General features: G+C 55.2%; 19 protein-coding genes and 3 pseudogenes. 15 read left to right on the top strand and 7 right to left on the bottom strand.

Translation table 11 applies throughout. The features are described from left to right. Window positions 1–221: 221 nt before the first annotated feature. Window positions 222–660: pseudogene (locus ABJN75_RS05615) on the top strand (IS481 family transposase); the annotation flags it as partial. Here the strand turns inward: ABJN75_RS05615 and ABJN75_RS05610 are convergent. From ABJN75_RS05610 to ABJN75_RS05585, 6 genes and pseudogenes are all read right to left on the bottom strand, one after another. Continuing rightward, a pseudogene (locus ABJN75_RS05610) lies at window positions 657–980 on the bottom strand (HAD-IC family P-type ATPase); the annotation flags it as partial. The pseudogenes ABJN75_RS05615 and ABJN75_RS05610 overlap by 4 nt on opposite strands. Before the next feature lie 13 nt (window positions 981–993). Then, window positions 994–1,758 carry a glutaredoxin family protein gene (locus tag ABJN75_RS05605; protein ID WP_348437618.1) on the bottom strand — a complete coding sequence of 255 codons (765 nt, stop codon included), beginning with the start codon at window positions 1,756–1,758 and terminating at the stop codon, window positions 994–996. Window positions 1,759–1,782: 24 nt separating this feature from the next. Next, complete coding sequence (locus tag ABJN75_RS05600) at window positions 1,783–2,631, bottom strand: DUF6692 family protein (RefSeq protein WP_244615093.1); 849 nt, start codon at window positions 2,629–2,631, stop codon at window positions 1,783–1,785. A gap of 122 nt (window positions 2,632–2,753) precedes the next feature. Next, entirely contained in the window at window positions 2,754–3,092 is a 339-nt protein-coding gene (locus tag ABJN75_RS05595; protein WP_244447008.1) for a potassium channel family protein, read from the bottom strand. Between the two features lie 99 nt (window positions 3,093–3,191). Then, window positions 3,192–3,605, bottom strand: a complete 414-nt coding sequence (gene cueR / locus ABJN75_RS05590) for a Cu(I)-responsive transcriptional regulator (protein WP_348437615.1) — start codon at window positions 3,603–3,605, stop codon at window positions 3,192–3,194. After that, window positions 3,602–6,139 carry a heavy metal translocating P-type ATPase gene (locus tag ABJN75_RS05585; RefSeq protein ID WP_348437613.1) on the bottom strand — a complete coding sequence of 846 codons (2,538 nt, stop codon included), beginning with the start codon at window positions 6,137–6,139 and terminating at the stop codon, window positions 3,602–3,604. The genes cueR and ABJN75_RS05585 overlap by 4 nt, the downstream gene beginning before the upstream one ends. A gap of 138 nt (window positions 6,140–6,277) precedes the next feature. Between ABJN75_RS05585 and ABJN75_RS05580 the strand changes: the two genes are divergently transcribed. From ABJN75_RS05580 to ABJN75_RS05525, 12 genes are all read left to right on the top strand, one after another. Further along, window positions 6,278–6,484: a heavy-metal-associated domain-containing protein gene (locus ABJN75_RS05580; protein ID WP_348437611.1), complete on the top strand. Its 207-nt coding sequence runs from the start codon at window positions 6,278–6,280 to the stop codon at window positions 6,482–6,484. Between the two features lie 302 nt (window positions 6,485–6,786). After that, complete coding sequence (locus ABJN75_RS05575) at window positions 6,787–7,434, top strand: RNA polymerase sigma factor (protein ID WP_348437609.1); 648 nt, start codon at window positions 6,787–6,789, stop codon at window positions 7,432–7,434. Between the two features lie 66 nt (window positions 7,435–7,500). Further along, on the top strand, window positions 7,501–7,827 hold the full coding sequence (locus ABJN75_RS05570) for a hypothetical protein (protein WP_348437607.1): 327 nt from the start codon (window positions 7,501–7,503) through the stop codon (window positions 7,825–7,827). A gap of 217 nt (window positions 7,828–8,044) precedes the next feature. Continuing rightward, entirely contained in the window at window positions 8,045–8,743 is a 699-nt protein-coding gene (locus ABJN75_RS05565) for a CBS domain-containing protein (RefSeq protein WP_035521355.1), read from the top strand. Between the two features lie 1,159 nt (window positions 8,744–9,902). Continuing rightward, window positions 9,903–10,442, top strand: coding sequence for a ubiquinol-cytochrome c reductase iron-sulfur subunit (petA, locus tag ABJN75_RS05560; protein WP_348437605.1), 540 nt, complete (start codon window positions 9,903–9,905; stop codon window positions 10,440–10,442). Continuing rightward, window positions 10,345–11,853, top strand: coding sequence for an MBL fold metallo-hydrolase (locus ABJN75_RS05555; protein ID WP_348437603.1), 1,509 nt, complete (start codon window positions 10,345–10,347; stop codon window positions 11,851–11,853). The genes petA and ABJN75_RS05555 overlap by 98 nt, the downstream gene beginning before the upstream one ends. Next, the gene (locus ABJN75_RS05550) at window positions 11,850–13,358 is read left to right on the top strand and encodes a thymidine phosphorylase family protein (RefSeq protein ID WP_152007366.1); all 1,509 of its coding nucleotides are present in this window, start codon (window positions 11,850–11,852) and stop codon (window positions 13,356–13,358) included. The genes ABJN75_RS05555 and ABJN75_RS05550 overlap by 4 nt, the downstream gene beginning before the upstream one ends. Continuing rightward, the gene (locus tag ABJN75_RS05545) at window positions 13,355–14,260 is read left to right on the top strand and encodes a ribose-phosphate diphosphokinase (RefSeq protein WP_348437601.1); all 906 of its coding nucleotides are present in this window, start codon (window positions 13,355–13,357) and stop codon (window positions 14,258–14,260) included. The genes ABJN75_RS05550 and ABJN75_RS05545 overlap by 4 nt, the downstream gene beginning before the upstream one ends. Further along, window positions 14,257–14,700 (top strand): c-type cytochrome, encoded by a 444-nt coding sequence (locus tag ABJN75_RS05540; RefSeq protein ID WP_244447006.1) that lies wholly within the window; start codon window positions 14,257–14,259, stop codon window positions 14,698–14,700. The genes ABJN75_RS05545 and ABJN75_RS05540 overlap by 4 nt, the downstream gene beginning before the upstream one ends. Window positions 14,701–14,708: 8 nt before the next feature. Then, window positions 14,709–17,099 (top strand): copper-translocating P-type ATPase, encoded by a 2,391-nt coding sequence (locus ABJN75_RS05535; RefSeq protein WP_348437599.1) that lies wholly within the window; start codon window positions 14,709–14,711, stop codon window positions 17,097–17,099. Between the two features lie 179 nt (window positions 17,100–17,278). After that, the gene (locus ABJN75_RS05530) at window positions 17,279–17,752 is read left to right on the top strand and encodes a c-type cytochrome (RefSeq protein ID WP_348437597.1); all 474 of its coding nucleotides are present in this window, start codon (window positions 17,279–17,281) and stop codon (window positions 17,750–17,752) included. Next, window positions 17,736–18,863 carry a hypothetical protein gene (locus ABJN75_RS05525; protein ID WP_348437595.1) on the top strand — a complete coding sequence of 376 codons (1,128 nt, stop codon included), beginning with the start codon at window positions 17,736–17,738 and terminating at the stop codon, window positions 18,861–18,863. The genes ABJN75_RS05530 and ABJN75_RS05525 overlap by 17 nt, the downstream gene beginning before the upstream one ends. Before the next feature lie 71 nt (window positions 18,864–18,934). Here ABJN75_RS05525 and ABJN75_RS05520 read toward each other — a convergent pair whose 3' ends face one another. Next, window positions 18,935–19,519: a hypothetical protein gene (locus ABJN75_RS05520; protein ID WP_348437594.1), complete on the bottom strand. Its 585-nt coding sequence runs from the start codon at window positions 19,517–19,519 to the stop codon at window positions 18,935–18,937. A 280-nt stretch (window positions 19,520–19,799) separates the two neighbouring features. On the opposite strand from ABJN75_RS05520, the pseudogene ABJN75_RS05515 reads away from it, so the two are divergent. Continuing rightward, window positions 19,800–20,035, top strand: a pseudogene (locus ABJN75_RS05515) (MFS transporter); the annotation flags it as partial. Window positions 20,036–20,153: 118 nt separating this feature from the next. Then, the gene (locus tag ABJN75_RS05510) at window positions 20,154–21,851 is read left to right on the top strand and encodes a sulfatase-like hydrolase/transferase (RefSeq protein WP_348437592.1); all 1,698 of its coding nucleotides are present in this window, start codon (window positions 20,154–20,156) and stop codon (window positions 21,849–21,851) included. The last annotated feature ends 183 nt before the right edge of the window (window positions 21,852–22,034 follow it).

The raw sequence follows: 22,034 nt of genomic DNA, 5'->3' as shown, positions 1-22,034 counted from the left end.
ACACCTTTTCCTCGTCCGACCAGAACCGCTTCTTCTGACCCTTCTTACCCGCCATATCTGCCCTCAAGATGTCCACTAGCAATGGTGGACACTATCAACACACTCTATGACGCGTCAGAGCAGCGAGGCCGGACGCTTACTTTGATCCCATGGTTTGATGGTGCGATCCTTTCGAAGGAATGGAAGGAAGCGTTATGTGACAAGTTCGTCACGGGAGCGCCATGACCACGCACGCCGTCAGAGCTGCAATACAGCGATCGCAAACTTCGCGCGCTCAGCTGAGCCGGGAGCTGGGGATTAACCCCATGACCGTTGCGAAATGGCGGAAGCGGACGACGATTGAGGATATGAAGACTGGCCCGAAAGAACCTCGCTCAACGGTCCTGACCGAAGCCGAAGAAGCGGCAATCGTGGCGTTCCGTCGCCAAACGCTGTTACCGCTGGACGATTGTTTTTACGCCCTGTAGTCGTCGATCCCGCATCTGACGCGATCGGCGCTGCATCCATGGCCCGGCAGGCAACTGTAGCGCCGCCGAGAGGGGCTGCCTGCAGCGGCATGGCATGTCTCGCCTGCCTGAAATCGAGGGGGACAAGCCGAAGCGCCAGAAGTTTAAGCGCTACCCCATCGGCTTCTTTCACATTGATATTGCTGAAGTCCAAAAAAGATTTTGACGGATGTTGCGCATGCTGCGGTCGGAAATCTCAAAGGCATTTACCACGCCACACAGGTCACCTGACATCAGGACGACGTCGGCTGGTTCGATCGCAACGTCTGTACTTGTACCGATGACGAAGCCCACGTCCGCATGGGACAATACCGGTGCATCGTTGATACCGTCCCCGACAAAGGCAACCCGCATCTTGGCGCCGCCTAGCTCGTATAACGTTTCCACCTTGCCGTCGGGCAACACCCCCAGCGATTACGCGGTCTCACGCTTGTCCCCGGTTATCATGGCGACTTTCACAGCCAGATTGTGCAGGTTGACTACACAGTTACTGCCAGCCAAGCAAAAATGTCTTGAACGGCATCCAGACTCCCATCAACATCATCATAAGATTTTCGGTCAGCGATACGAAGCCTAGCGGCACATTGCTGCTCCCTCCTACACAGGCACATTTGAGTTCACGCCGGTCGAAATAGACCGCTTTGATGACAGATACTGCGCCAACTGTTCCGATAAACAACGCCGCAGGAGCTGACAGCCAGATTAGGGTACCGGCTAGCATCAGAATTCCGGCAACTGCTTCTACGAATGGATAGATGTACCCGTACCGGACCCAGCGACGAGCGAGCAGGTCGTAGTTGAGGAACATCGTTGAGAAGCTTTCGACATCCTGCAGTTTCTGGATTGCTAGGAGGCACATCGAGATCGCGAGGAACCATTCCAGTGCACGCAATGTCAGTATCGAACCGAACATGGCCCAACTCAGACCAAGCGCCATCAGGAAGGCCACCGAAAAGATTGCGATAACAGGTCGGTAACTGGTCTCGTCTTGGTCTGTCCGCCCCTTCCCGAAGTATTCACGCAGGTCGTCGTATCCGCCAATCCGCTGATTCCCGATCCATGTCTGGGGGGTCGTCCCGACGCCTTCCTTATTCAAGAAGGCATCGGTTTCGTCGCGGGTGGTCAGATGATGGTCCGCTACTCTATATCCTTTTCGCTCCAACAGGTCCTTCGATTTGAGACCGTAGGGGCAGATATGCCCGGGCATTACCATGCGGTAAAGAACTGCCGTCTCCGCTGTAGTGTAGGCCATATCTCACGCCTCCTTCGATGTCGATTATTTATCGCAACTGTAGAAGCCACGGTAGCCTGCGGTCAGACCGGTTTCGAGTTCCAGAGACATGTCAGCTTCGGCAGGCTCCGCTCCAATAGAGCCGAGTGGGGCCGGGTTGTCTCCAGCGGCGTCGATGCGAATCGCCATACCTTCCATACTGAACTCAGTGGGTGAAGCTGCGTCTATGCTGACCAGATCACCGCTGAGCTTAACCAGGCCGACGGTTTGTCCATCTACTTCCCCTATGGCAAACGCAGGCGGGCTTCCGGTAGTGTAATTGAATGTGCAAGCTGGTCCGTTCGGGAACAATGCCGCAATCTCGGTATCGAACAGGAAACCGGGATCGATCACCGCGACATCTGCTGTTGAAAGCGCCCGTTCAAGGCTGACAAGTTGAGCGCGTGACTGCTGCTCCTGTTCAGGAACATCGCCAGATGTCTCTATACTGTTGATCAGATAGCGCATCTCCGCGATTTCTTTGTCCTGCGCATAAATAATCTCGTCAGCGAGCTTGCGAACACGTGAATCAGAGATGTTTGCGCGGCTCGAAGTCATGATCGCGATCGAGTGGTGAGGGATCATTGCGCGCATATAGCTGGTATCGCCAACCGTCACCTGGCTACGAACCAGCCATAGAGAGGCAGAGAACGCGATGACCGCAGCACCGAAGATTGCGGCATTGATCACTTTTCTGGAGTACATCGACAGCATGAAACCCAGCATGATAATCGCCATTGCCGCGCCCATCAAAAGCGCCATGTAGGCGCGGGTCTCTGACCAGAAAATGTGGGAAACAAGGTAGGTGTTGAGGTACATTAATCCGAACATCACGACCGTCGAGGTCGCGATCATCGCGGCGAATCTCCAATATGACATAGCTCACTCCTTCAACTAGGTTGTCAAAAAGGTAGTGAATAAACGACCTTCCAGCGCTGGAAGGTTCCAAAAAAAACAAGCCAACAAGCGTTGCCTTCTTAATCTGCATCTCTCGTGACGACGTGAAAGATGGTGGAAGCCGAGCAACTAATCAGCAGGAAGCCGTTCAGTGCTTCAATGCCTGCAAGAAAACGCAAATGACCCGTGGGATAAATATCTCCAAGCCCCAATGACGAGTAATTGACAACGGAGAAATAGAAGACATCCATAAAAGAACTGACATTCCCTTGAGCAAAACCACCGATGCCCATGATCTCGCCCAAGTTGAACCCAACAGCGTAGAGTCCTGCTTCAAGTATGTGGGCAGTCGCCAGAGAATATAGGGCAAATAGAAGATTGCCAGACCGCGAAAGAGAGATCTGTTTGGTGACCGCCATCACGAGGCTCATAGCGCGAACATGGACGAGCCCGCTCAATCCGAATAGCAGTACTGCAAACACGACTACCCAAGCCAACTTTGCTGACCCCTTTTAAGCTTATTGGTTTGGTTGTTCCTCGTCGCTTTGTTTCATAGCCAGGTCGGCTAGTATTGGACAATCCGGACGATGATCACCCGTGCAGGCATCAACAAGAAGCGAAAGCGTCACCCGCATCTCCGTCAGTTCAGCGATCTTGTTGTCGATCCGTTTGAGATGCTGCTCGGCGATCTCCTTGACCTCGGCGCTGGCGCGTTTGTCATCTCCATAAAGTGCAAGCAAACTACGGCAGTCTTCTATGCTGAAGCCAAGAGCACGCGCGCGGCCCAGAAAGGCTAACCTGTGTGCATCTCCTTCGCAGAAGGTGCGATAGCCGTTCGAACTGCGCAAGGGCTTCACGAGGCCTATATCCTCGTAATAGCGAATCGTCTTGGCAGGCAGCCCCGACAGGATAGCGACATCTCCGATATTCATTGCACCTTTCCTCCGTATTCAGCGGCGACGGGGGTGGTGGGGACAACCCTCTCAACACCTGAATCTATTAAATTGGATTCATCCATTGCCGGCCTGACCCAACGCAAACGCAGAGCGTTCGTCAGCACGAAGGTCGAGCTGAGAGCCATCGCCCCGGCAGCCAACACCGGCGACAGCATCAAGCCAAAGACGGGAAACAGCGCCCCTGCTGCTAAGGGAATGAGGGCAACATTGTATCCAAAAGCCCAAAACAGATTTTGACGGATGTTGCGCATGGTGCGGTCGGAAATCTCAAAGGCATTGACCACGCCACGCAGGTCACCTGACATCAGGACGACGTCGGCTGACTCGATCGCAACGTCTGTACCTGTACCGATGGCGATGCCCACGTCCGCATGGGCCAATGCCGGCGCATCGTTGATACCGTCCCCGACAAAGGCAATCCGCATCTTGGCGCCGCGTAGCTCGTCCAACGCTTCCACCTTGCCGTCGGGCAACACCCCGGCGATTACGTGATCGATGCCAGTCTCGCGGGCAATGACTTCTGCTGTCTCGCGCTTGTCACCGGTTATCATGGCGACTTTCAGGCCCAGATTGTGGAGGGCGGCGACTGCTGCACGGCTGGCCGGTTTAACAGGGTCCGCAACTCCGATCACGGCGGCGACCAGCCCGTCCACCGCGACGTACAGTGCCGTTCGCCCACTAACGGCAAGGCGCGTTTCGGCATCCGCGAGTGCGCGAACGGAAAGCCCCTCCCGGGTCATCAGCCGATCCGCACCGACCAGAATCTCCCGACCGGCAACACGTGCCCGCACACCATAGCCCGTGATGGACTCGAAGCCTTGGACGTCCTGCGAAACAGACCCTTCGGCACGCCCAGCGCGTACGATCGCTTCAGCGATAGGATGTTCCGAGCGTGCCTCGACCGCCGCGACCAACGCCAACACCTCTCCGTGTTCGAAGCCATCGGCCAACACGAGGTCGGTCAATTCCGGGCGGCCCTCGGTCACCGTGCCGGTCTTGTCGAGCGCGACCACGTCCACGCCGGTCAATTGTTGCAATGCATCGCCCTTGCGGAACAGCACTCCCATTTCCGCCGCGCGGCCGGTTCCAACCATGATCGAGGTGGGCGTGGCCAGGCCCATCGCGCAGGGACAGGCGATGATCAGCACAGACACGCCTGCCACCAGTGCGTAGGAAAGTGCGGGCGACGGCCCGACGACCATCCAGACCAGCACCGTGAACGCTGCGAGCGCCATCACCGCAGGTACGAACCAAAGTGTGATCCGATCCACCATGCCCTGAATCGGCAGTTTGGCCCCCTGGGCCTCCTCGACCATTCGAATGATCTGCGCCAGCGTCGTGTCGGCACCAACGCGTGTGGCGCGGAACTGAAAGCTGCCGGCACCGTTGACTGTTCCACCAGTGACGGGATCGCCGGGTACTTTGCTTGCAGGAACCGGCTCCCCGGTGATCATGCTTTCATCCACATGGGCACTGCCTTGGGTCACCTCGCCGTCCACTGCGATGCGTTCACCGGGGCGCACCACAAGAATGTCACCGGTTCGAATCCTCTCGATGGGCACGTCCTGCGGTTCGCCGTCCACAAGAGCCCGCGCTGTCCGTGCCTGCAACCCCATTAGCTTCTGGATGGCAGCACCGGTTCGGCCCTTGGCGCGCGCCTCCATCCATCGTCCCAGTAGGATCAGCACCACTATCACCGCTGCCGCCTCAAAATAGACGGCCCGCGTGCCATCGGGCAGCAAAGAGGGGGCAAAGAGTGCGACGATGGAATAGAGATAGGCTGCCCCAGTTCCCATTGCGACGAGGCTGTTCATGTCTGGTGCGCCCTTCAGGAGGGCTGGAAAACCTGCTGTGTAGAAATGGCGGCCAGGCCATGCAAGTACGATAGTAGTCAGAACGAATTGGATCATCCAGCTGGTTTGATGCCCGATCGTTCGCCCGATAAGTTCGTGCATGCCCGGCACAATATGCGCACCCATTTCCAGCAAGAAGACGGGAAGCGCGATTACCGCAGCGAACGCTGTCCTTTTGGCAAACTCCCGCGCCTCGCTTTCCTTTCGGGTGCTGCGGTCCTCGATCACCGAGTCGTCTGCGCTCTGGGCAGGGTAGCCTGCATCTGCGGCCGCCTTCAGCAAGTCTGACAATTCGACCACACCCTCTGCAACGGTCACTTTCGCGGTCTCCGTCGCGAGATTGACGTTTACGTTGAGCACACCAGACACTGCCGCAAGTGCTTGGTCCACACGTCCCACGCACGACGCGCAGGACATGGACGACACATTCAGGCGGATGCTCCGGGTCCGGGCGGGATAACCAGCTCGTTCCAGCGCCTCGACAACATCTGGGATGACCGCGGAAGAACCAAGCCGGATCAGTGCAGTCTCGGCCGCCAGGTTCACATTAACCTCTTCAACACCGGGGATAGCCAATAGCGTGCGTTCGACTCGCCCGACGCAGGATGCGCATGACATGTTCTGGACAGAAAGCCGCAGCTTTTGTGTGGCGGGCATGAAGATCTCCTTATAGCTCGCAACATAGCTAGAGCTTCCACTCGCTGGAAGGTCAAGCCTGTCAGATTGTTTTTGTTTGGCCCTTGACCTTCCCGTACTGGAAGCACTCATGTGAAGGGTTGAATGAAGGAGAAAGACATGACGAGCTATTTTATCCCAAGCATGAGTTGTGGACACTGCACTGCAGCAATCGAAAATGCGATCAAGGCAATTGACCCAACAGCAAGCGTTTTGTGCGAGGTGGCTTCGCACACTGTTTCGGTAGAAAGCTTTCTAACCGACCGTGCGATCTCGGTGGCGATCCGCGATGCGGGTTATGAAGTTGTCGCCCCTTCGTCTTCCTGACGTAGAAACAGCATTAGTCGAACACGGGTCCATAATAGTGGGCTGTGCCAGTCCGCCTATCCTACCGTTCAACCTGTCTACCAATAGATGACGTAGCCCTGCCGAATCCGACTAATTGTGGCTGGAAATTTCCATTTATGATCCCGTGAACGGGAGAAGGAGAGCTCCATCAAAGCATCGAAGTTCTGCAAGGTGCCTGTTGCGTTTGACTTGGGTCATTGTGTGTAACCGTCATGTGCAATCTATTTCGCGGTGTAAATCGGACTCGTAACAAGCCTCAAAATGCGAAAGACGGAATTGTAATGGTCAAAAAGGAAAAAGCTAAGACATTGAACCTGGATGCAGGACCTGAGCATTCTTTGCTGGAAGGGCGTAGTGCATTCTTCGGTTTTTTGATGAAACGTCTCGGCAATCGGGCCGATGCGGAGGACGTGTTGCAAGAGTTTTCCATTCGGGTGCTCGCTCGCAAAGATCAACTGCGCGAAGCAGACCGTATGGATGCTTGGCTCTATGCCATTTTGCGCTCGACCCTGAACGATCACTACCGGAGGTCGAAACGGCTGAACCGCTTGACCGATGCTGTCGCCCGCGAGCCCGCGGCGTGGATACAAGAGGCCCCCGAACAATTGGGCAAACTTTGCACTTGCCCGGGTGGATTGATCTCGGATCTCCGCCCCACCGATGCCCAATTGATCCAGCGGGTCGACTTTGGTGAGGATGATCGCATTGCTGTCGCTGCAGATTTGAAGATTAGCCGTAACGCGCTGGGCGTGCGCTTGCACCGGGCCCGTATGGCGCTACGCGAAGCACTCTTCGTACATTGCGGCACGTGTTGCGAAACTTCCCGCAACGACTGTTATTGCGCGCCAGAAGGCTGCGAGAACGAAGAACACGGCTCGAGTTGCGTTACAGAAATCAAGCCGTCCGACCATATCCGCCCAACCGTGTAAGAATAGTCGCTCTGCGACGTCTCCCTATGTGAACCTGCCCTTTGGGTGACAACGCAGGAGTATTCGATGGGACAGAAGACAGAGGCTCGGATTCGGCAACGAGGCAGTTTGCGTGCGACCGATGCGGAACTATCTGCGCTTGTAAGCCAGATGGCGTGCCGATGTGCGAAATGCACGAATTATGACGATGCACCCCTGGCACGGGCAATGTTTCAAAGCGTCGAGGAACGCGGCCAGACCTTGGACGCCGCTGCCGGATCGCTTGGGATCGATGTGGGGGACGGTGCCTATTTGCTGGCTGGTTTGCGCCAAGACGTTGCGGTCGATTTCGCGTTGACACTACTGATTGGTCGAAAACCGGACCTTCTGAACCGGCAGGAGGAGCCTGTCTGATGTGCGCTCAAAACTCTCCCGCTAGAAGGCGCCTTCAAGGATGCTTCGGGCGCATGACGGCTTGTCCTTAAAGCTACAAGAGGCATTTTGGACCGCAATCGTCGCGGAGCGCCCCAAAAAGTAACGAAGTCCGGCTCGGATGCAGTGTGCCCTGTCCCCGCCCGCGCTGATAACGGTGGGGAATACCGCCGCCGCGAACTTGAAAAGGAAATTCCACATGCTCGCAAAAGACATCATGACAACGACGGTGATCTCGCTCTCATCCAATGAAACTGTTGAGGAGGCAGTGCGTCTGATGCTCGCTCATCACGTCAGCGCCTTACCTGTGCTGGATGCTGAGGGGGAGGTGATCGGCCTCATTAGCGAGGGGGATCTGATGCGAAGGGTCCGCAATACGGGCGACGTACGCCGATCGTGGTGGCTCGAGATTTTCGCTCGAGCGTCTGAAAACGTCGAGGAATTCGTCAAACTGCGTAGTCAACACGTCGCGGACGTCATGACGCGAAAAGTCTTATCGGTAGATGAAGAAACGCCAGTCAGTGAAATTGCGAAACTCCTTGAGACACATCGAATCAAGCGCGTCCCGGTGTTGCGTGGAGGCCTGCTGGTCGGAATAGTGAGCCGCGCAAACCTGCTCCACGCCCTGTCCAGGGCTGACCAACGCGGACTTCCTGAGCCGTCAGACGATGATCGTGAATTGCGTATCAGAATTGACGCTGCGCTGAAGGAAGTGCCAGTCGCGTGGTCCAATCTCATTAACTATTCGGTTGAAAACGGAAAAGTATCCGTGAGTGGCTTGGTAGACAGTCGGGCAGAAGAAAACGCGATCCGTGTTGCCATCGAGAATGTGCAGGGAGTGCAAAATGTGCACCTGCAGTTGGGGCTTGCACCTACCTGGGCTTATTATGGGATCTGAGAACGGGCCGTGTGCCGGCGCCAACTACAATCGAAGATGGGTGGGAGCTACAACCCGGTCCTGAAGACGTCGGCGGTGTTTTTCTAAGGAGTGCCCAATTGACCTGGATCACAAGAACGATCCTGCCTGAATTGTTTGCATGAAGAGACAGAAAAGGCGTCTCCTGTCGAAAGCTTGTCTGAACAATATTGCCTTTTTGTCACGGGCATGTTCGCTCTGGCACCGCAGTGCCGATGTTTGTGCTTTCGGCGGAATTCGACTTTCGTTTGAAAGATGGCGTCCCGTACGCACAAGCTCTTGGGATTGTGCAGACTGGTGAGGTCGGTATTGCGGCGGTCAGTTCCGACCAAGACTGGGTCCAATCATTGCCAGTCAATTCCTGGCCGCCATACTGCGCTTTTGCCGGTATGGGAAACGGTTCTTTGGGTTTGCATCATTGAATGAACCGTTTGAAATAGCCCCTGACTGGTTTGCGTCATCACGAACGTCTGGTTTGCTCCGTCCCCGCGCAAACCGCCTGTCGCAGGCCTAGCCGCTTTCAGAGGTCGGCAGCATTCCCCTTGTTACCGCTCTGAGAGCGGGCCAACGAACGATTGCGGTCAATCTGTAATGGTTTGCCACCAGCAACGTCTAAAGCGTGAAACCCACAGCAAAGGAGGTCATCATGGATCTGAAACCTGCGAACTAAACCGAACACGGTTCCAAGGAAAAATTGGACGGACATTGCAACAGCACAGGCCGATCACAGCCAAGGTGCGCAGTAGCAGACATCAACGGATCGTCAGCAGAAGGCCAATTAGGTTTGAGGAGCGATGATTCAAACGAAACAATGGGTGATGACGGGAACCAAATTATGAGCGGCTAAACTCGACCTTTGGCCAGCACCTATCCAAAATGGACAGACAATCATTATGGCCTTGTCGATTAGATTTTACAGTAATTAGAATACTATTGCCTTTTTTTCGACGATTCTTCGCGATGAATCATGAAGATTCCATATTACAAATACGGCATGCAATAGCTATCTAAATATTTCACCAATTTAATATTGAGATAATTATAGTCAAAGACTACATAATAACTCTAACAGAATTTGCAAAATTGCTTGATCATTCGCATTTTTAACAGTGCGTATAGTTAAAGAAAGAGGAAAACGGGTATGTCCACAATTTGGGACAACAAAGCAAAATCGAGCAGACGTGATTTTCTCTATGTGGCGACCGGAACTGCGGGTGTAGTTGGTGTAGTTGCGGCGATCTGGCCATTTATCGATAGCCTAAACCCATCGGCCGACGTCCTGGGGCAAGCTAGCATTGAAGTATCGCTAGGGTCTATCGAGGTGGGACAGCGCGTAACTGTCAAATGGCGCGGCCAACCAATTTTTATCGACCGACGTACACCTTCCCAGATTGCTTCCGCCGTTGCAGATGATTCAGCCGAATTGCGCGACCCGCAAACGGACAGCGAAAGGGTCCAAGACGCTGAATGGTTAATCGTTGTTGGTATTTGCACGCATTTGGGGTGTGTGCCTTTAGGGCAACGGAAGGGTGATCCGCAAGGTCAGTGGGGTGGTTGGTTTTGTCCCTGTCACGGGTCTCATTATGATACATCCGGACGCATTCGAAAGGGTCCAGCGCCAAAAAACCTGGTTGTCCCGCCCTATCGATTGGCGTCATCCGGCACGGTTATCATTGGGTAGCGTTGCATCGAAGAGGACCAAGATGATGTCAGCAAACTATAAGAAATCGCTTCGTTTCCTCGGTGCTGCAGGGACCGTCACTGGCTCGCGGTATCTGGTCGAAGCGGGGAAGCGCCGCATTCTTGTCGATTGCGGATTGTTTCAAGGCTTCAAGTCTCTTCGAGATCGCAATCGCAAACCGTTTCCGGTACGTCCCGCGTCGATCGACACCGTTCTTCTCACTCATGCTCATCTGGATCATTCCGGCTATCTTCCAGCACTTGTTCGTGCTGGCTTTTCCGGAAAGGTTCATTGTACTCAGGCTACCGAAGACCTGTGCGGTCTGATCCTGCCTGACAGCGGACATATCCAGGAAGAAGAGGCGCGCTACGCGAAACGCAAAGGATACGCCAAACATAAAAACCCGACCCCTCTTTATACGCTGAACGATGCTAAAGCCGCACTCAAAAGACTGACCCCGCACCCTTTCGGACGGCGGATCGATCTTGGTGACGGCATCACTGCCACTTTTATCCCTGCTGGCCATCTGCTTGGTGCCGCACAGATCCGGTTGGAACTTGGCGACAGAATTGTGCACTTCAGTGGCGACCTTGGTCGCCAAGCCGATCCGATGATGGCCCCCCCCGAGCCTTTTCACGGTGCAGATGTACTGGTTTGCGAGTCAACTTATGGCAACCGGGCTCACGCGAAAATCGACGCGGAAGCCGAACTCGCCCCATTTCTAAAGCGCACTTTTGCCCGCGGGGGTACGGTGCTGATTCCCGCTTTCGCTGTCGGACGCGCTCAGGGAATTCTCTATCATGTAGCCCGGCTGATGAAACGCGGTGAAATCCCCCACGTTCCGGTCTTCCTGAATAGTCCGATGTCGGTTAACGCCACTGCCATCTACCACCGTCACCACGAAGAGCATCATGTCACATGGGAAGATTGCAAGGCGATGTTCGATATCGCCGAGCGAGTTAACTCGGTCGAGCAATCAAAGGAACTGAACACCCGCCAGGGACCAATGATCATCGTTTCTGCCAGCGGAATGCTGACTGGAGGGCGCATTTTGCATCATATCGCAAGCTTCGGCGGCGACCGGCGCAACGCAATCTTGCTCTCAGGCTTTCAAGCGGGCGGTACGCGTGGCGCTGCGCTAGCCGAGGGTGCCAAGACGCTTAAAATGTTTGGGCGTGAATTCGCAATTGAAGCTGAAGTGGTTCAGTTGACTGCGTTCTCAGGCCACGCTGATGTAGGTGAAATACTTGACTGGATGCGCCACGCTGACCGTCCGCCTCAAATGACCTATCTGACGCACGGGGAACCATCCGCGTCGGATACCTTGCGATCGCGCGTTCAAGACGAACTGAGCTGGAAAGTGCGTGCCCCGGAACACCTAGAAACCGTCAATCTGGATCGACCCCGATGACCAACACCCTGTCACTCATCCCATCGGGTATTGATACGTATCGTCAGGCAGTCGTTTACATGAACGAGGATTGCCATATTTGCCGTGCGGAGGGCTTCTCAGCCCAAGCACGTATTCGTATTGATCTGAGTGACCGCTGGATAATCGCGACGTTGAATGTGGTGGCGCGAGGCGGGTGGTTGGCGGTCGACGAGGCTGCGCTCTCAACTTCGGGCTGGGAGGCGCTGGGCGCGCAGCTGGGTGCCCGCGGGCATTTTTCCCATGCCGACGTGCCTTTTTCTGCCTCGTCCATACGCGCCAAGGCTTACGGCCGCCGTCTTGATCAGAACAGCTTTTCTGCCATCATCCAAGACACACTCGACAATCGGCTTTCGGATCTTCACCTTGCCGCTTTCATCACCTCTTGTGCAGGTGACCGCCTGAGTGAGAGCGAGACAGTAGCTTTGACCCGTGCCATGCAGACTGCAGGCGAAACGCTTGACTGGGGCGGAGCAGTGGTTCTTGATAAGCATTGCGTGGGCGGCCTGCCAGGAAATCGGACGACGCCCATTGTCGTTGCCATAATAGCCGCAGCAGGGCAGCTTATTCCAAAAACCTCGAGCCGTGCGATTACGTCACCTGCCGGAACCGCAGATACGATGGAGGTAATGGCGCCCGTGGCGCTCGACGCCGACGCTTTGCGAAAGGTAGTAGAGCTCGAAGGTGGATGCATCGTATGGGGGGGCGGGTTGAACCTCAGTCCTGCCGATGATCATTTCATTCGCATCGAACGGCCACTCGATTTCGATAGCACCGGACAAATGGTTGCGAGTGTGTTGTCCAAAAAGGCGGCAGTCGGCGCAACGCACGTGCTTATCGACATGCCGGTGGGTCCAACAGCCAAGGTCCGCTCAACCGAGGCCGCCGCGGCGCTGGGCGTAAGACTGAAATTGGTGGGAGCGGCAATCGGCCTCAATGTTACGCTGCATCAAAGTGACGGCTCCTCCCCGGTTGGACGTGGCATCGGCCCTTCGCTCGAAGCACGGGACGTGTTGGCTGTACTCAGGCGCGCGCAGGAAGCGCCGCTGGATTTGCGCGGACGCGCGCTAGATTTGGCAGGCAAACTCCTCGATCTAGCACCCGGTGCCCGCGCCGGGCGGGGCCGTAGAGAGGCAGAAGCGCTTCTTGATAGCGGGGCCGCAGAAGCTAAGTTCTTGGCTATCTGTACCGCGCAAGGTGGATTCCGCGAACCTGACGCTGCAGCGCAGCGCATCGAAATAACCGCAGGGGTATCGGGGCAACTTATCGCTATCGACAACCGCCTGATTGCCCGGATCGCAAAACTGGCCGGCGCACCCCGCCAAAAGAGCGCTGGTGTTCGGTTGCTTGCACGAACTGGCGACCAGGTCATCAAGGGGCAACCGCTCTATGAAATCCATGCCGAGACACCCGGCGAACTTGCTTATTCGGCCGGCTATGCGGAAAGCCACTCCAATGTCCTGACGCTTTCGGAGGCGGCAAAATGATCCTGATCCCCTTCCCTGAGATGTTGTCGCTCGCGCAAGCGCTTGCACCAGAACTTGGCGGCGAGTTACGTCATCTCGACTGGCACCGTTTCCCCGATGGCGAGAGCCTCTTGACCCTGCCAGGTGATCTGGATGGAAGCGATATTGCGCTGCTCGCCACCCTCCGCGACCCTGACCGGTTTGCATTACCGCTGCGCTTTGCCGCGACAACAGCGCGGGAAATTGGCGCACGTCGTGTCGGGCTAATCGCGCCCTATCTCGGTTACATGCGTCAGGATCGCCGATTTCAAGTTGGTCAAGCAGTCAGTGCGCAACTCTTCGCAAAGTTTCTCGGCGAAAGTTTCGATTGGCTGATGACAGTCGATCCGCATCTACATCGTATCGCTCGGCTCGACGAAGTGTTTCCGATGCCAACGATCCGTGTGGCCTCAGCTCCACTGCTCGCAGACTGGATCAGGGCGAACCTGCCTGACGCCGTTCTTTTAGGCCCCGATAGTGAAAGCCAGCAATGGGTGGCTGAGGTGGCGAGGCTGGCCGATCGGCCCTACGAAGTCTTGCGCAAGACTCGAACGGGCGACAAGAGTGTTGAAGTCAGTGTGCCGAGGAGTATCACGCTGCATCAGGGTACACCGGTTATCCTGGACGATATTGCCTCTTCGGGCCGGACCATGGTGCGCGCCATCGAACGGCTTGCTGCTACAGGCACCCGCCCACCGGTTTGCATCATCATTCACGCGGTATTTGCAGGCAGCGCATATGAAGACATTCTTGCTGCGGGTGCCGCCCAAGTGGTTACTACCGACACCATACCGCACCCGTCAAACGGTGTATCGGTCGCAACATTAGTGGCGCACGAGATGCAATCGATACTTAGCACATCTATAACGGAGCAGAACTCTTGAAGAAATCAAGCAATATGGCGAGAAACCTGGTTCTCGGGTTTTTCGGTATCGCCGCAGTGGTCGGGCTATACAAGACATTCGCGCCGTCAAGTGCCCCTATGTCTGGATCGATTGCCAGTCAATTTGTCGAGCCAACGTTGTCAGCGGCCGCGCAGGAAGGGGAGGCCCTGTTCAACAAAACCTGCGCCGCCTGTCATGGGCAAAACGCCCTTGGTACCGAAAAAGGGCCACCCTTTATTCATGACATATATAATCCAGGCCACCATTCCGACGACGCTTTTTTCTTTGCGGTCCAAAACGGGGTGCGTCAGCATCATTGGCCCTATGGCGATATGCCCGCCCAGGCGCAAGTCAGTCGGGATGATGTCGCGAAAATCGTAACATATGTCCGGGAACTGCAGTCCGCTAACGGTATCGCTTACCGTCAACACAAAATGTAGGTGCTTCCATGCCAGATCATCATCCCACCGCTGCTGCCGCCGCCCATTCTTCACCTGCAGGCTCTCCGAAGTGGTTCGTCTGCCCGATGCATCCTGAAGTCAGGCAGGCAGGCCCCGGCGACTGCCCGAAATGCGGCATGCACCTTGTGCCAGAGGGGGAGGTTGCGGGGTCTTCCGGCCATCATCATAAGCACAGTGATCAACATTCCCAGCACGCGCATACGCACCGCCCTGCCGCCATGAACGGGAAGTATGACACAGTGCCTGCGAACCATTCTGGCGCGGTCTATACATGTCCCATGCACGCACAGGTACGTCAAACCCGTCCCGGCTCGTGCCCGATTTGCGGTATGGGACTGGAATTGGAAACTGCGGCGATGGCCGAGGACGGGCCTAACCCTGAGCTGGTGGATTTCACTCGTCGGTTCTGGGTTGGTACCGTTTTGACGATCCCGTTGCTGGTTTTTACGATGGGACCCTATCTGGGGTTCGGCAGCGTGCGCGACATCTTTGGCGAGCGCATGACACTGTGGATCGAGCTAGTGCTCGGGACGCCAGTTGTCCTGTGGTGCGGCTGGCCCTTCCTGGTGCGCGGTTGGAATTCCTTCCGCCACATGAACCTCAATATGTTCTCGCTAATCAGCATGGGAGTGCTCGCGGCCTGGCTTTTCAGCATCGTGGCAGTGCTGTTCCCTTCCATTTTCCCCGAGGGGTTCCGAGACAGCGAAGGCCATGTTGGAGTCTATTTCGAGGCGGCGGCAGTAATCGTCACACTCGTATTGCTAGGTCAGATAATGGAGCTCCGTGCGCGTGAGGGCACCGGCAAAGCAATCCGTGCTCTTCTGGATATGGCAGCGAAGACTGCGAGGGTGATCCGCAAGGACGGATCTGAAGAGGAGATACCACTTGAAGATGTGCAAGTTGGAGACCGCTTGCGCGTTAGGCCCGGCGACAAAGTACCTGTGGACGGTGTCGTTGTGGATGGGCGCTCGTCGGTTGATGAAAGCATGATTTCCGGGGAACCGGTACCGGTGGAAAAAACACTCGGCGATATGCTGACCGGAGCCACGATCAATGGCACTGGCAGCATGATCATGGAGGCCAAACGTGTCGGTTCAGATACTATGCTCAGCCAGATCGTCCAAATGGTCTCAAATGCACAACGTTCGCGCGCGCCAATACAAAAATATGCAGACCAAGTAGCGGGCTTCTTCGTCCCGGTGGTCATTGGCATTGCTGTTCTGTCATTTATCGCCTGGGCGATCTGGGGACCCGCGCCGGCATTGTCCTACGCGCTGATCGCGGCTGTGGCAGTACTGATCATTGCATGCCCCTGTGCGCTAGGCCTCGCCACGCCCATGTCCATTATGACTGCGACGGGGCGCGGCGCTCAGGCGGGTGTCCTAATCAAGAATGCTGAGGCGCTGGAGCTGTTTGAAAAGGTGGACACGCTCATCGTCGACAAGACGGGGACGCTAACAGAGGGTAAGCCGAAGCTGGTCGCAGTCCTGCCGGAAGTCGGCCACGATGAAGCGGAAGTGCTCAGACTTGCGGCATCGCTCGAACGGGGTTCAGAACATCCGCTTGCCGAGGCTATCGTTCGCGGTGCCGTGGAACGAAATGTTAACATGACCGATGCGACCGACTTTGAGGCGGTGACGGGCAAGGGTGTAAAGGGAAAGGTTGACGGCAGGTCTGTTGCCCTGGGCAACCTCGCCCTGATTTCCGACATGGGGTTGGACGGCGGTGACCTTGCAGTAAAGGCCAATGCCCGTAGAGACGCAGGTGAAACAGTTATGTTTGTGGTGCTGGACGATGCAGTCGCCGGACTTGTCAGCGTCGCCGATCCAGTCAAGGAGACGACCCGAGAGGCGCTCAAAGCATTGCGTATGCTCGGATTTCGCATCATCATGGCGACCGGCGACAACGAGCGGACCGCGAAAGCAATCGGAGCGCAGCTCGGAATTGACGAAATACGCGCCGATGTACTTCCCGAGGACAAGGCGCGAATCATAAAAGAGTTGCAGGCTCAGGGTCGTAAAGTCGCCATGGCTGGCGACGGCGTCAACGATGCGCCGGCACTCGCACAGGCGGATGTCGGGATAGCGATGGGCACAGGCGCTGATGTCGCTATAGAGAGTGCCGGCATCACCTTGGTCAAGGGTAATCTCGATGGTATCGTGCGTGCCCGCCGCCTCGCACGCGCCACTATGGGAAATATCCGCCAGAACCTCTTCTTCGCGCTCGTCTACAACGCTTCCGGGGTCCCTGTAGCAGCCGGTCTGTTGTTTCCATTTTTCGGCATTTTGATCAGCCCGATGTTTGCGGCCTTTGCAATGAGCGCTTCATCAATTTCGGTAGTGCTTAATGCGCTCAGACTACGTAGTGCAAAAATCTGAAGGAGCGATTCACAAAATGAAATGTATCTGAGGAGATTAGATGGCCGAGATACCCGTAATCGCTTCGGAGATACTGGGGACTGTCGCGCCCATCGAGTGCCCGCTTTACTGCAGCCCATGAGACGTTAGATGCATCCCGTTTATTCAGACTCAAACTAAACCAAAATGGAGGCAACCCAATGAAACCTGCAACTCTACTGATGATTACGGCTACTGTATTGGCAGGCATGTCGCCGGCCAATGCACAGCAAGCTGAACGGGACATGTCGATGATGTCCGGCGGACTGCTCTTGCCCCGGATGGACGCACTTGCCGGGCGCAAACTGTTTGCTTCCAAAGGCTGCGTTGTCTGCCACTCGGTCAACGGCGTGGGCGGCGAAGACGCCGCAGCACTGGATGCCGAATTCATGGAATTGCCGATGAACCCCTTTGATTTTGTTGCCAGAATGTGGCTCGGCGCCCCAGCGATGATTGAAGCGCAGCGGAATGAGCTCGGTGAGCAGATCGTGTTTACCGGCGAGGAACTGGCCAACATCATCGCTTTCGTTCACGATTCCGAGGAGCAGCGCCTGTTCTCAAAGGACGATGTTCCCAAACAGATCGCCGAGATGATGGAACATATGGGAGCAGAAGGTGATGCCCATTCCAAATGAGCCACAAATTACACCAAAGGGGCAAAGAAGGGCTGGCCCTGAAATCTGGCTAATTGGGGGAGCGGGTGATGTTGGCAGCCGTCTGACCTCGCTCCTTTTGGACCGTACGAAGGCTGCAATTACTATCATCTCCCGCTCGAATAGAATTTCCGGTGGTCAGAATCCGGATCGCCTTTGCTTTCGTACTGTCGATATCCGAACCAAAGGTGCGGCAAGGATGATCCCTCCCAAAGCGCTGGTGGTTAACCTTACGGAGGCAACACCGCCGGAACTTGTGGCCGAAATGGTCGCAAATGGCTGTACATTTCTCGAGACTTCGGCCTCTCCTGCTTATGTAAACGCCCTCCGCGACGGTATTCGAGGCCGCGATGTCGGCGGCGTTTTGATTACCTGCGTTGGCATGGCGCCGGGCCTGATCGACTTGATGGCTGAGTTTATTGCGCGGAACGAACATATTAACGCCGTTGATATCGGAATCGAGATGGGATTGGGCCGGCATTATGGAGCGGCGGCGACAGAGTGGTTTCTAGCAACCGCGGGCACGAATTATTTGCTTTTCCACAATGGAAGCCTGGTGCAGACGCCTGCGGGAGCCTTGCAACGGCTCTTCGTCTTTGATGCTTCTGAAAGTGGGCGCCTTGCCCTTGGTTTCGGTTTCGCCGGACGGGAGATATTGACGGGAAAACCAGCGGGTGCCTTATCAGGTAGGAGGTATTTTGTGGCTATTGACCCACCTCTTGTTACCCGTTCGCTGAGTTGGGCACTTAGCCTCGGGCTTGGACCTTGGATTGCCCGCAATGCTCAATGGCTATCCCGGCAATTGTCACGGTTTCCAGGAATTGGGCAAATCCGCACGCGTATGATTGTGGAAGGTTTGTGTGACGATGGAATGCCAACTGCGTATGCGCGCGTGACGACTGGCGATCAGGCTGACGCAACGGCGACAATGATTCTGGCTACCCTCAACACAATCATGAGTGGCAACGTATCGCGAGTCGGTCTAGCAACAATTATAGACTATCTGACGCTGGCGGACTCTATTGCCGCTCTTAAAGAAATATTACCGGAAACCCGTATGGACATTTCCGGCATTGAGGCCAAAGCATCGTGACTGATCTTGTCCCCGATTTTCTGTTGGGTCTTTGGAGAAGTCCGGCGCGGGCTATTGTATGGAACAGTTCATCACATTCCGTGCAGGCCATGAAATCCGCCAGTCACAACGATCGGTACGAGGAATATCGCCGAAATTGCCAGGGTCAACGCCTTTTCCCACAGGCGACGCAATCGAAACACCAGCGATATTGTTAAGACGAAAACGAGCAGCGCCTCGAGCGGCGCAACAATACTTCCAAAATATGCCGGATCCCAATATGAAAATGGGCTCGCAAATTTCCAGTCGGTGAAGGGCCACAATTGCTGTCGCGCATCGTCATGGTGGGTCAGAAAATCCACAGCCGCATGCGCAAGTCCCGATCCGGCAAAGGCGGTCAGTGTAAACACGCGAAGCAGATACCCGGCAGCCAAGACAAGTCCCCAAACCAAGAAGCTGTGATCGATGGCGAAGACTCGTTGCCACCCATCAGAGAAATAAAGGATACCGTACACGTCCTGTTCCGGCACTCCCGTCACTTTGGTCGCAAAGAGTACCATGGCGATCATGGGCAGGTCGGGGGCAAGGCCTCCTGCAAAAGCAGCGATCAGCGATCCTGGCCGATCTTGTTTTGCCCAAAGTGCACTGCCTATGATCATATGAGTTGGCGTATTCATCTCGCGGGACTCTTATTTTCCTCAGATATCTCGTGTCTCAATCATAACCAAGTCTACATAGGTGGCAATTGAGATGACCATTTTCTCAGGCACCGCTCGACTCGTAGAAATCCTAGCATCTTTGCTCCGGAAAATACGCGCTCTTTGGCACTATGACCCTTTAATCGATGATCATCGCGCTGCGGAGCCGTTCGCGCGAGAACACGTGACACTCGAACCCGTTATTACCAAATTCGGCCAGGTCATAAGCACCCGGCGGGGTCTTTTTGCCGCGACATTTTTTGATCTACAAGCTGCATCGGCCGCGTTCACACCCGGATTTCAGGCTATCATTCCTGACATTCTGAATCATGAGAATGATTACACCAACGCCTAGTCGCTGTCGCGATTGGCTTATGCTCTTGAAGCCTGATAAGCCCAGCTCTTGCAAGCCTTCTCCTGACCTTCATCAGTTGTCATCGGCTGTTCGGCAGCACATTGTTTAGGTTTGTTGCTTCAGCCACAATTGTCTCGCTCGTACAGCACCGATTGATGCCGTGGTCCAGCGCCAATCCCAGTTAAGGTTAAAACATCATTGAGTTTGAACAGTGGGCAATGAGCGGGCATCTTCGGCATTGAACATCGGAGACTGCACATGACGCCGGCACACTGGCAAGCGCTGACCAACAGGATTTCTGCACTGGTTCTAAATCCAGCGACAGCGATTGCAGGCACACTGTGCTGTGCCGTATTTCTTTACATGCTTGAACGGTCGATTGATCACATGCCGTTCGTTATCCTCTCTGTCCTGGGCATCGCCACAGTGCTTTTCCTGTTGACCCGCCGTATCTACTTTTCGATCTATGCCGCCCTTACGGCCACGGTGATTATATCAATTGCCTCTGTGCTAAAATACCGGACCAAAGGTTTTGATCTTCACATCTACGACTTCATTTTCACCGGAACGGATCCAAAAGCCTTCGCCTTTCTCATGAGCGGGTTCGCGACCTATATTGTACCCATTGCGGCCCTCATGCTCTGCTCCTTCATAGCACTTTCTGTTGTGTTCATTTGGGAGAGGAAACGCCGGATGAACGTTCTAAGACGAAGCGGACTGGTAGCGATCACCTTTGCGCTAATTCCGATCAGTTACCCACTAAGAGCAGATGAACCGCGATTTTTTCACTACCTTGGCGGCTTCAATGCGTCTGCATTTTTCGTGTCCCTCCTCGATGTCAGAGACGCAGCCATCGGAGAAGGTATCGCAGACCGCCTGTCAAATATGTCCCCTGTCGCTCCATTCAGCGCCGACGGACCTTGTGAAACGACGGGGCCGAAGCCAGATCTTTTTGTTGTCTTGAGCGAAAGCCAGACCGATCTCAGCCAATTTGGGCAATACGGCCTCGACCAGCAATTCTCCAAACGTTTCAAGTCAGCGGATGGAAAACGTCGCACCCTTCACGTGGAAACCTTTGGTGGTGGCACGTGGATTTCCAATTTCTCGCTGATGACAGGACTATCCAGTCTCGATTTCGGATGGCGCGCGCCCTATCTCACTACATCGATGGAAGGAAGAATTCACCAGTCGCTGGCGACCGAATTGGCACGCTGCGGCTACAAAACTGCGGTTCTCATGCCGATGGATCATGGTTTCGTCAACGAAGGGCCATTTCTCGAATCTATCGGCTTCGATGAAGTTCTCGACTATAACCGTATTGGTGCTAGCGAATACGCCCATCGTGATCGCTTCTACTTCGAAGCCGCCCGGGCATTCATCGAGGAGCACAGGAAAACCGATGGCAGACCGCTGTTCCTGCAAGTGCAAACCATGTTCGCTCATTCGCCCTATACCGACCAGTTGGCGGAATCCGAGCCGGACAGCTTCAGTGAAAGCGGCATCTTTGAACTTGACGAGTATGTTCGGCGGGTAACCAAATCCCAAAAGGATTTCGAATGGTATCTCGGCCAGGCCAGGGCTGATAGCGAAGAGTATCCATCAATTGTGCTTGAATTTGGCGATCACCAATCATTCGCCACCCTCGAGGTCTTCAAGCATCTCTATCCGGACTTCGCAATCAACAAGCTCGAATCTTCGGCATACCAGACCTATTTCACCGTTCACGGCATGGGAATGGATTTGGATATGCGCCCATTTGAATTCGCCAGCTTGGATATCGGATATCTCGGCGTATCGCTGCTTGAAGCTGCTGGAATGGCAAAATCTCCCATGTTTGCTGATCTGGCGGCGCTCAGGGACCGGTGCGAAGGCCGACTTTACTTCTGCGCCGACCGCGCTGCGGTAGACCTGCATCTGCAAAAACGTATTGCATCAGGATATCTGACTGTCGAATAGGCTGCAGACGATGAATGGGGTCACCTGATAGCAACCCATTCTGAATATATTTTCGAACAGTTGACAATTCGACCTATTGAGAGAGAACTCCGTCGGCAATATTATCCAATTCTTTGGGAGTCGAGTCACGTAGACGAGGGGCATCCTTGTTGGAGTGGCTCAAAGATAATGCTGGATGTTCGA

It is taken from the genome of Hoeflea sp., assembly GCF_039975035.1.
Taxonomy (GTDB): domain Bacteria; phylum Pseudomonadota; class Alphaproteobacteria; order Rhizobiales; family Rhizobiaceae; genus Hoeflea.
This window is presented reverse-complemented; position numbering and strand designations above follow the sequence as displayed.

Bases quoted from the DNA above. Each gene is read 5' to 3' on its own strand.
- petA (WP_348437605.1), top strand. From the start codon at position 9,903: ATGTCCACAATTTGGGACAACAAAGCAAAATCGAGCAGACGTGATTTT.
- ABJN75_RS05575 (WP_348437609.1), top strand. From the start codon at position 6,787: ATGGTCAAAAAGGAAAAAGCTAAGACATTGAACCTGGATGCAGGACCT.
- ABJN75_RS05585 (WP_348437613.1), bottom strand. From the start codon at position 6,139: ATGCCCGCCACACAAAAGCTGCGGCTTTCTGTCCAGAACATGTCATGC.
- ABJN75_RS05555 (WP_348437603.1), top strand. From the start codon at position 10,345: ATGATACATCCGGACGCATTCGAAAGGGTCCAGCGCCAAAAAACCTGG.
- ABJN75_RS05510 (WP_348437592.1), top strand. From the start codon at position 20,154: ATGACGCCGGCACACTGGCAAGCGCTGACCAACAGGATTTCTGCACTG.
- ABJN75_RS05595 (WP_244447008.1), bottom strand. From the start codon at position 3,092: ATGGCGGTCACCAAACAGATCTCTCTTTCGCGGTCTGGCAATCTTCTA.
- cueR (WP_348437615.1), bottom strand. From the start codon at position 3,605: ATGAATATCGGAGATGTCGCTATCCTGTCGGGGCTGCCTGCCAAGACG.
- ABJN75_RS05570 (WP_348437607.1), top strand. From the start codon at position 7,501: ATGGGACAGAAGACAGAGGCTCGGATTCGGCAACGAGGCAGTTTGCGT.
- ABJN75_RS05530 (WP_348437597.1), top strand. From the start codon at position 17,279: ATGAAACCTGCAACTCTACTGATGATTACGGCTACTGTATTGGCAGGC.
- ABJN75_RS05565 (WP_035521355.1), top strand. From the start codon at position 8,045: ATGCTCGCAAAAGACATCATGACAACGACGGTGATCTCGCTCTCATCC.
- ABJN75_RS05520 (WP_348437594.1), bottom strand. From the start codon at position 19,519: ATGAATACGCCAACTCATATGATCATAGGCAGTGCACTTTGGGCAAAA.
- ABJN75_RS05525 (WP_348437595.1), top strand. From the start codon at position 17,736: ATGCCCATTCCAAATGAGCCACAAATTACACCAAAGGGGCAAAGAAGG.
- ABJN75_RS05535 (WP_348437599.1), top strand. From the start codon at position 14,709: ATGCCAGATCATCATCCCACCGCTGCTGCCGCCGCCCATTCTTCACCT.
- ABJN75_RS05605 (WP_348437618.1), bottom strand. From the start codon at position 1,758: ATGGCCTACACTACAGCGGAGACGGCAGTTCTTTACCGCATGGTAATG.
- ABJN75_RS05580 (WP_348437611.1), top strand. From the start codon at position 6,278: ATGACGAGCTATTTTATCCCAAGCATGAGTTGTGGACACTGCACTGCA.
- ABJN75_RS05545 (WP_348437601.1), top strand. From the start codon at position 13,355: ATGATCCTGATCCCCTTCCCTGAGATGTTGTCGCTCGCGCAAGCGCTT.
- ABJN75_RS05600 (WP_244615093.1), bottom strand. From the start codon at position 2,631: ATGATCGCGACCTCGACGGTCGTGATGTTCGGATTAATGTACCTCAAC.
- ABJN75_RS05550 (WP_152007366.1), top strand. From the start codon at position 11,850: ATGACCAACACCCTGTCACTCATCCCATCGGGTATTGATACGTATCGT.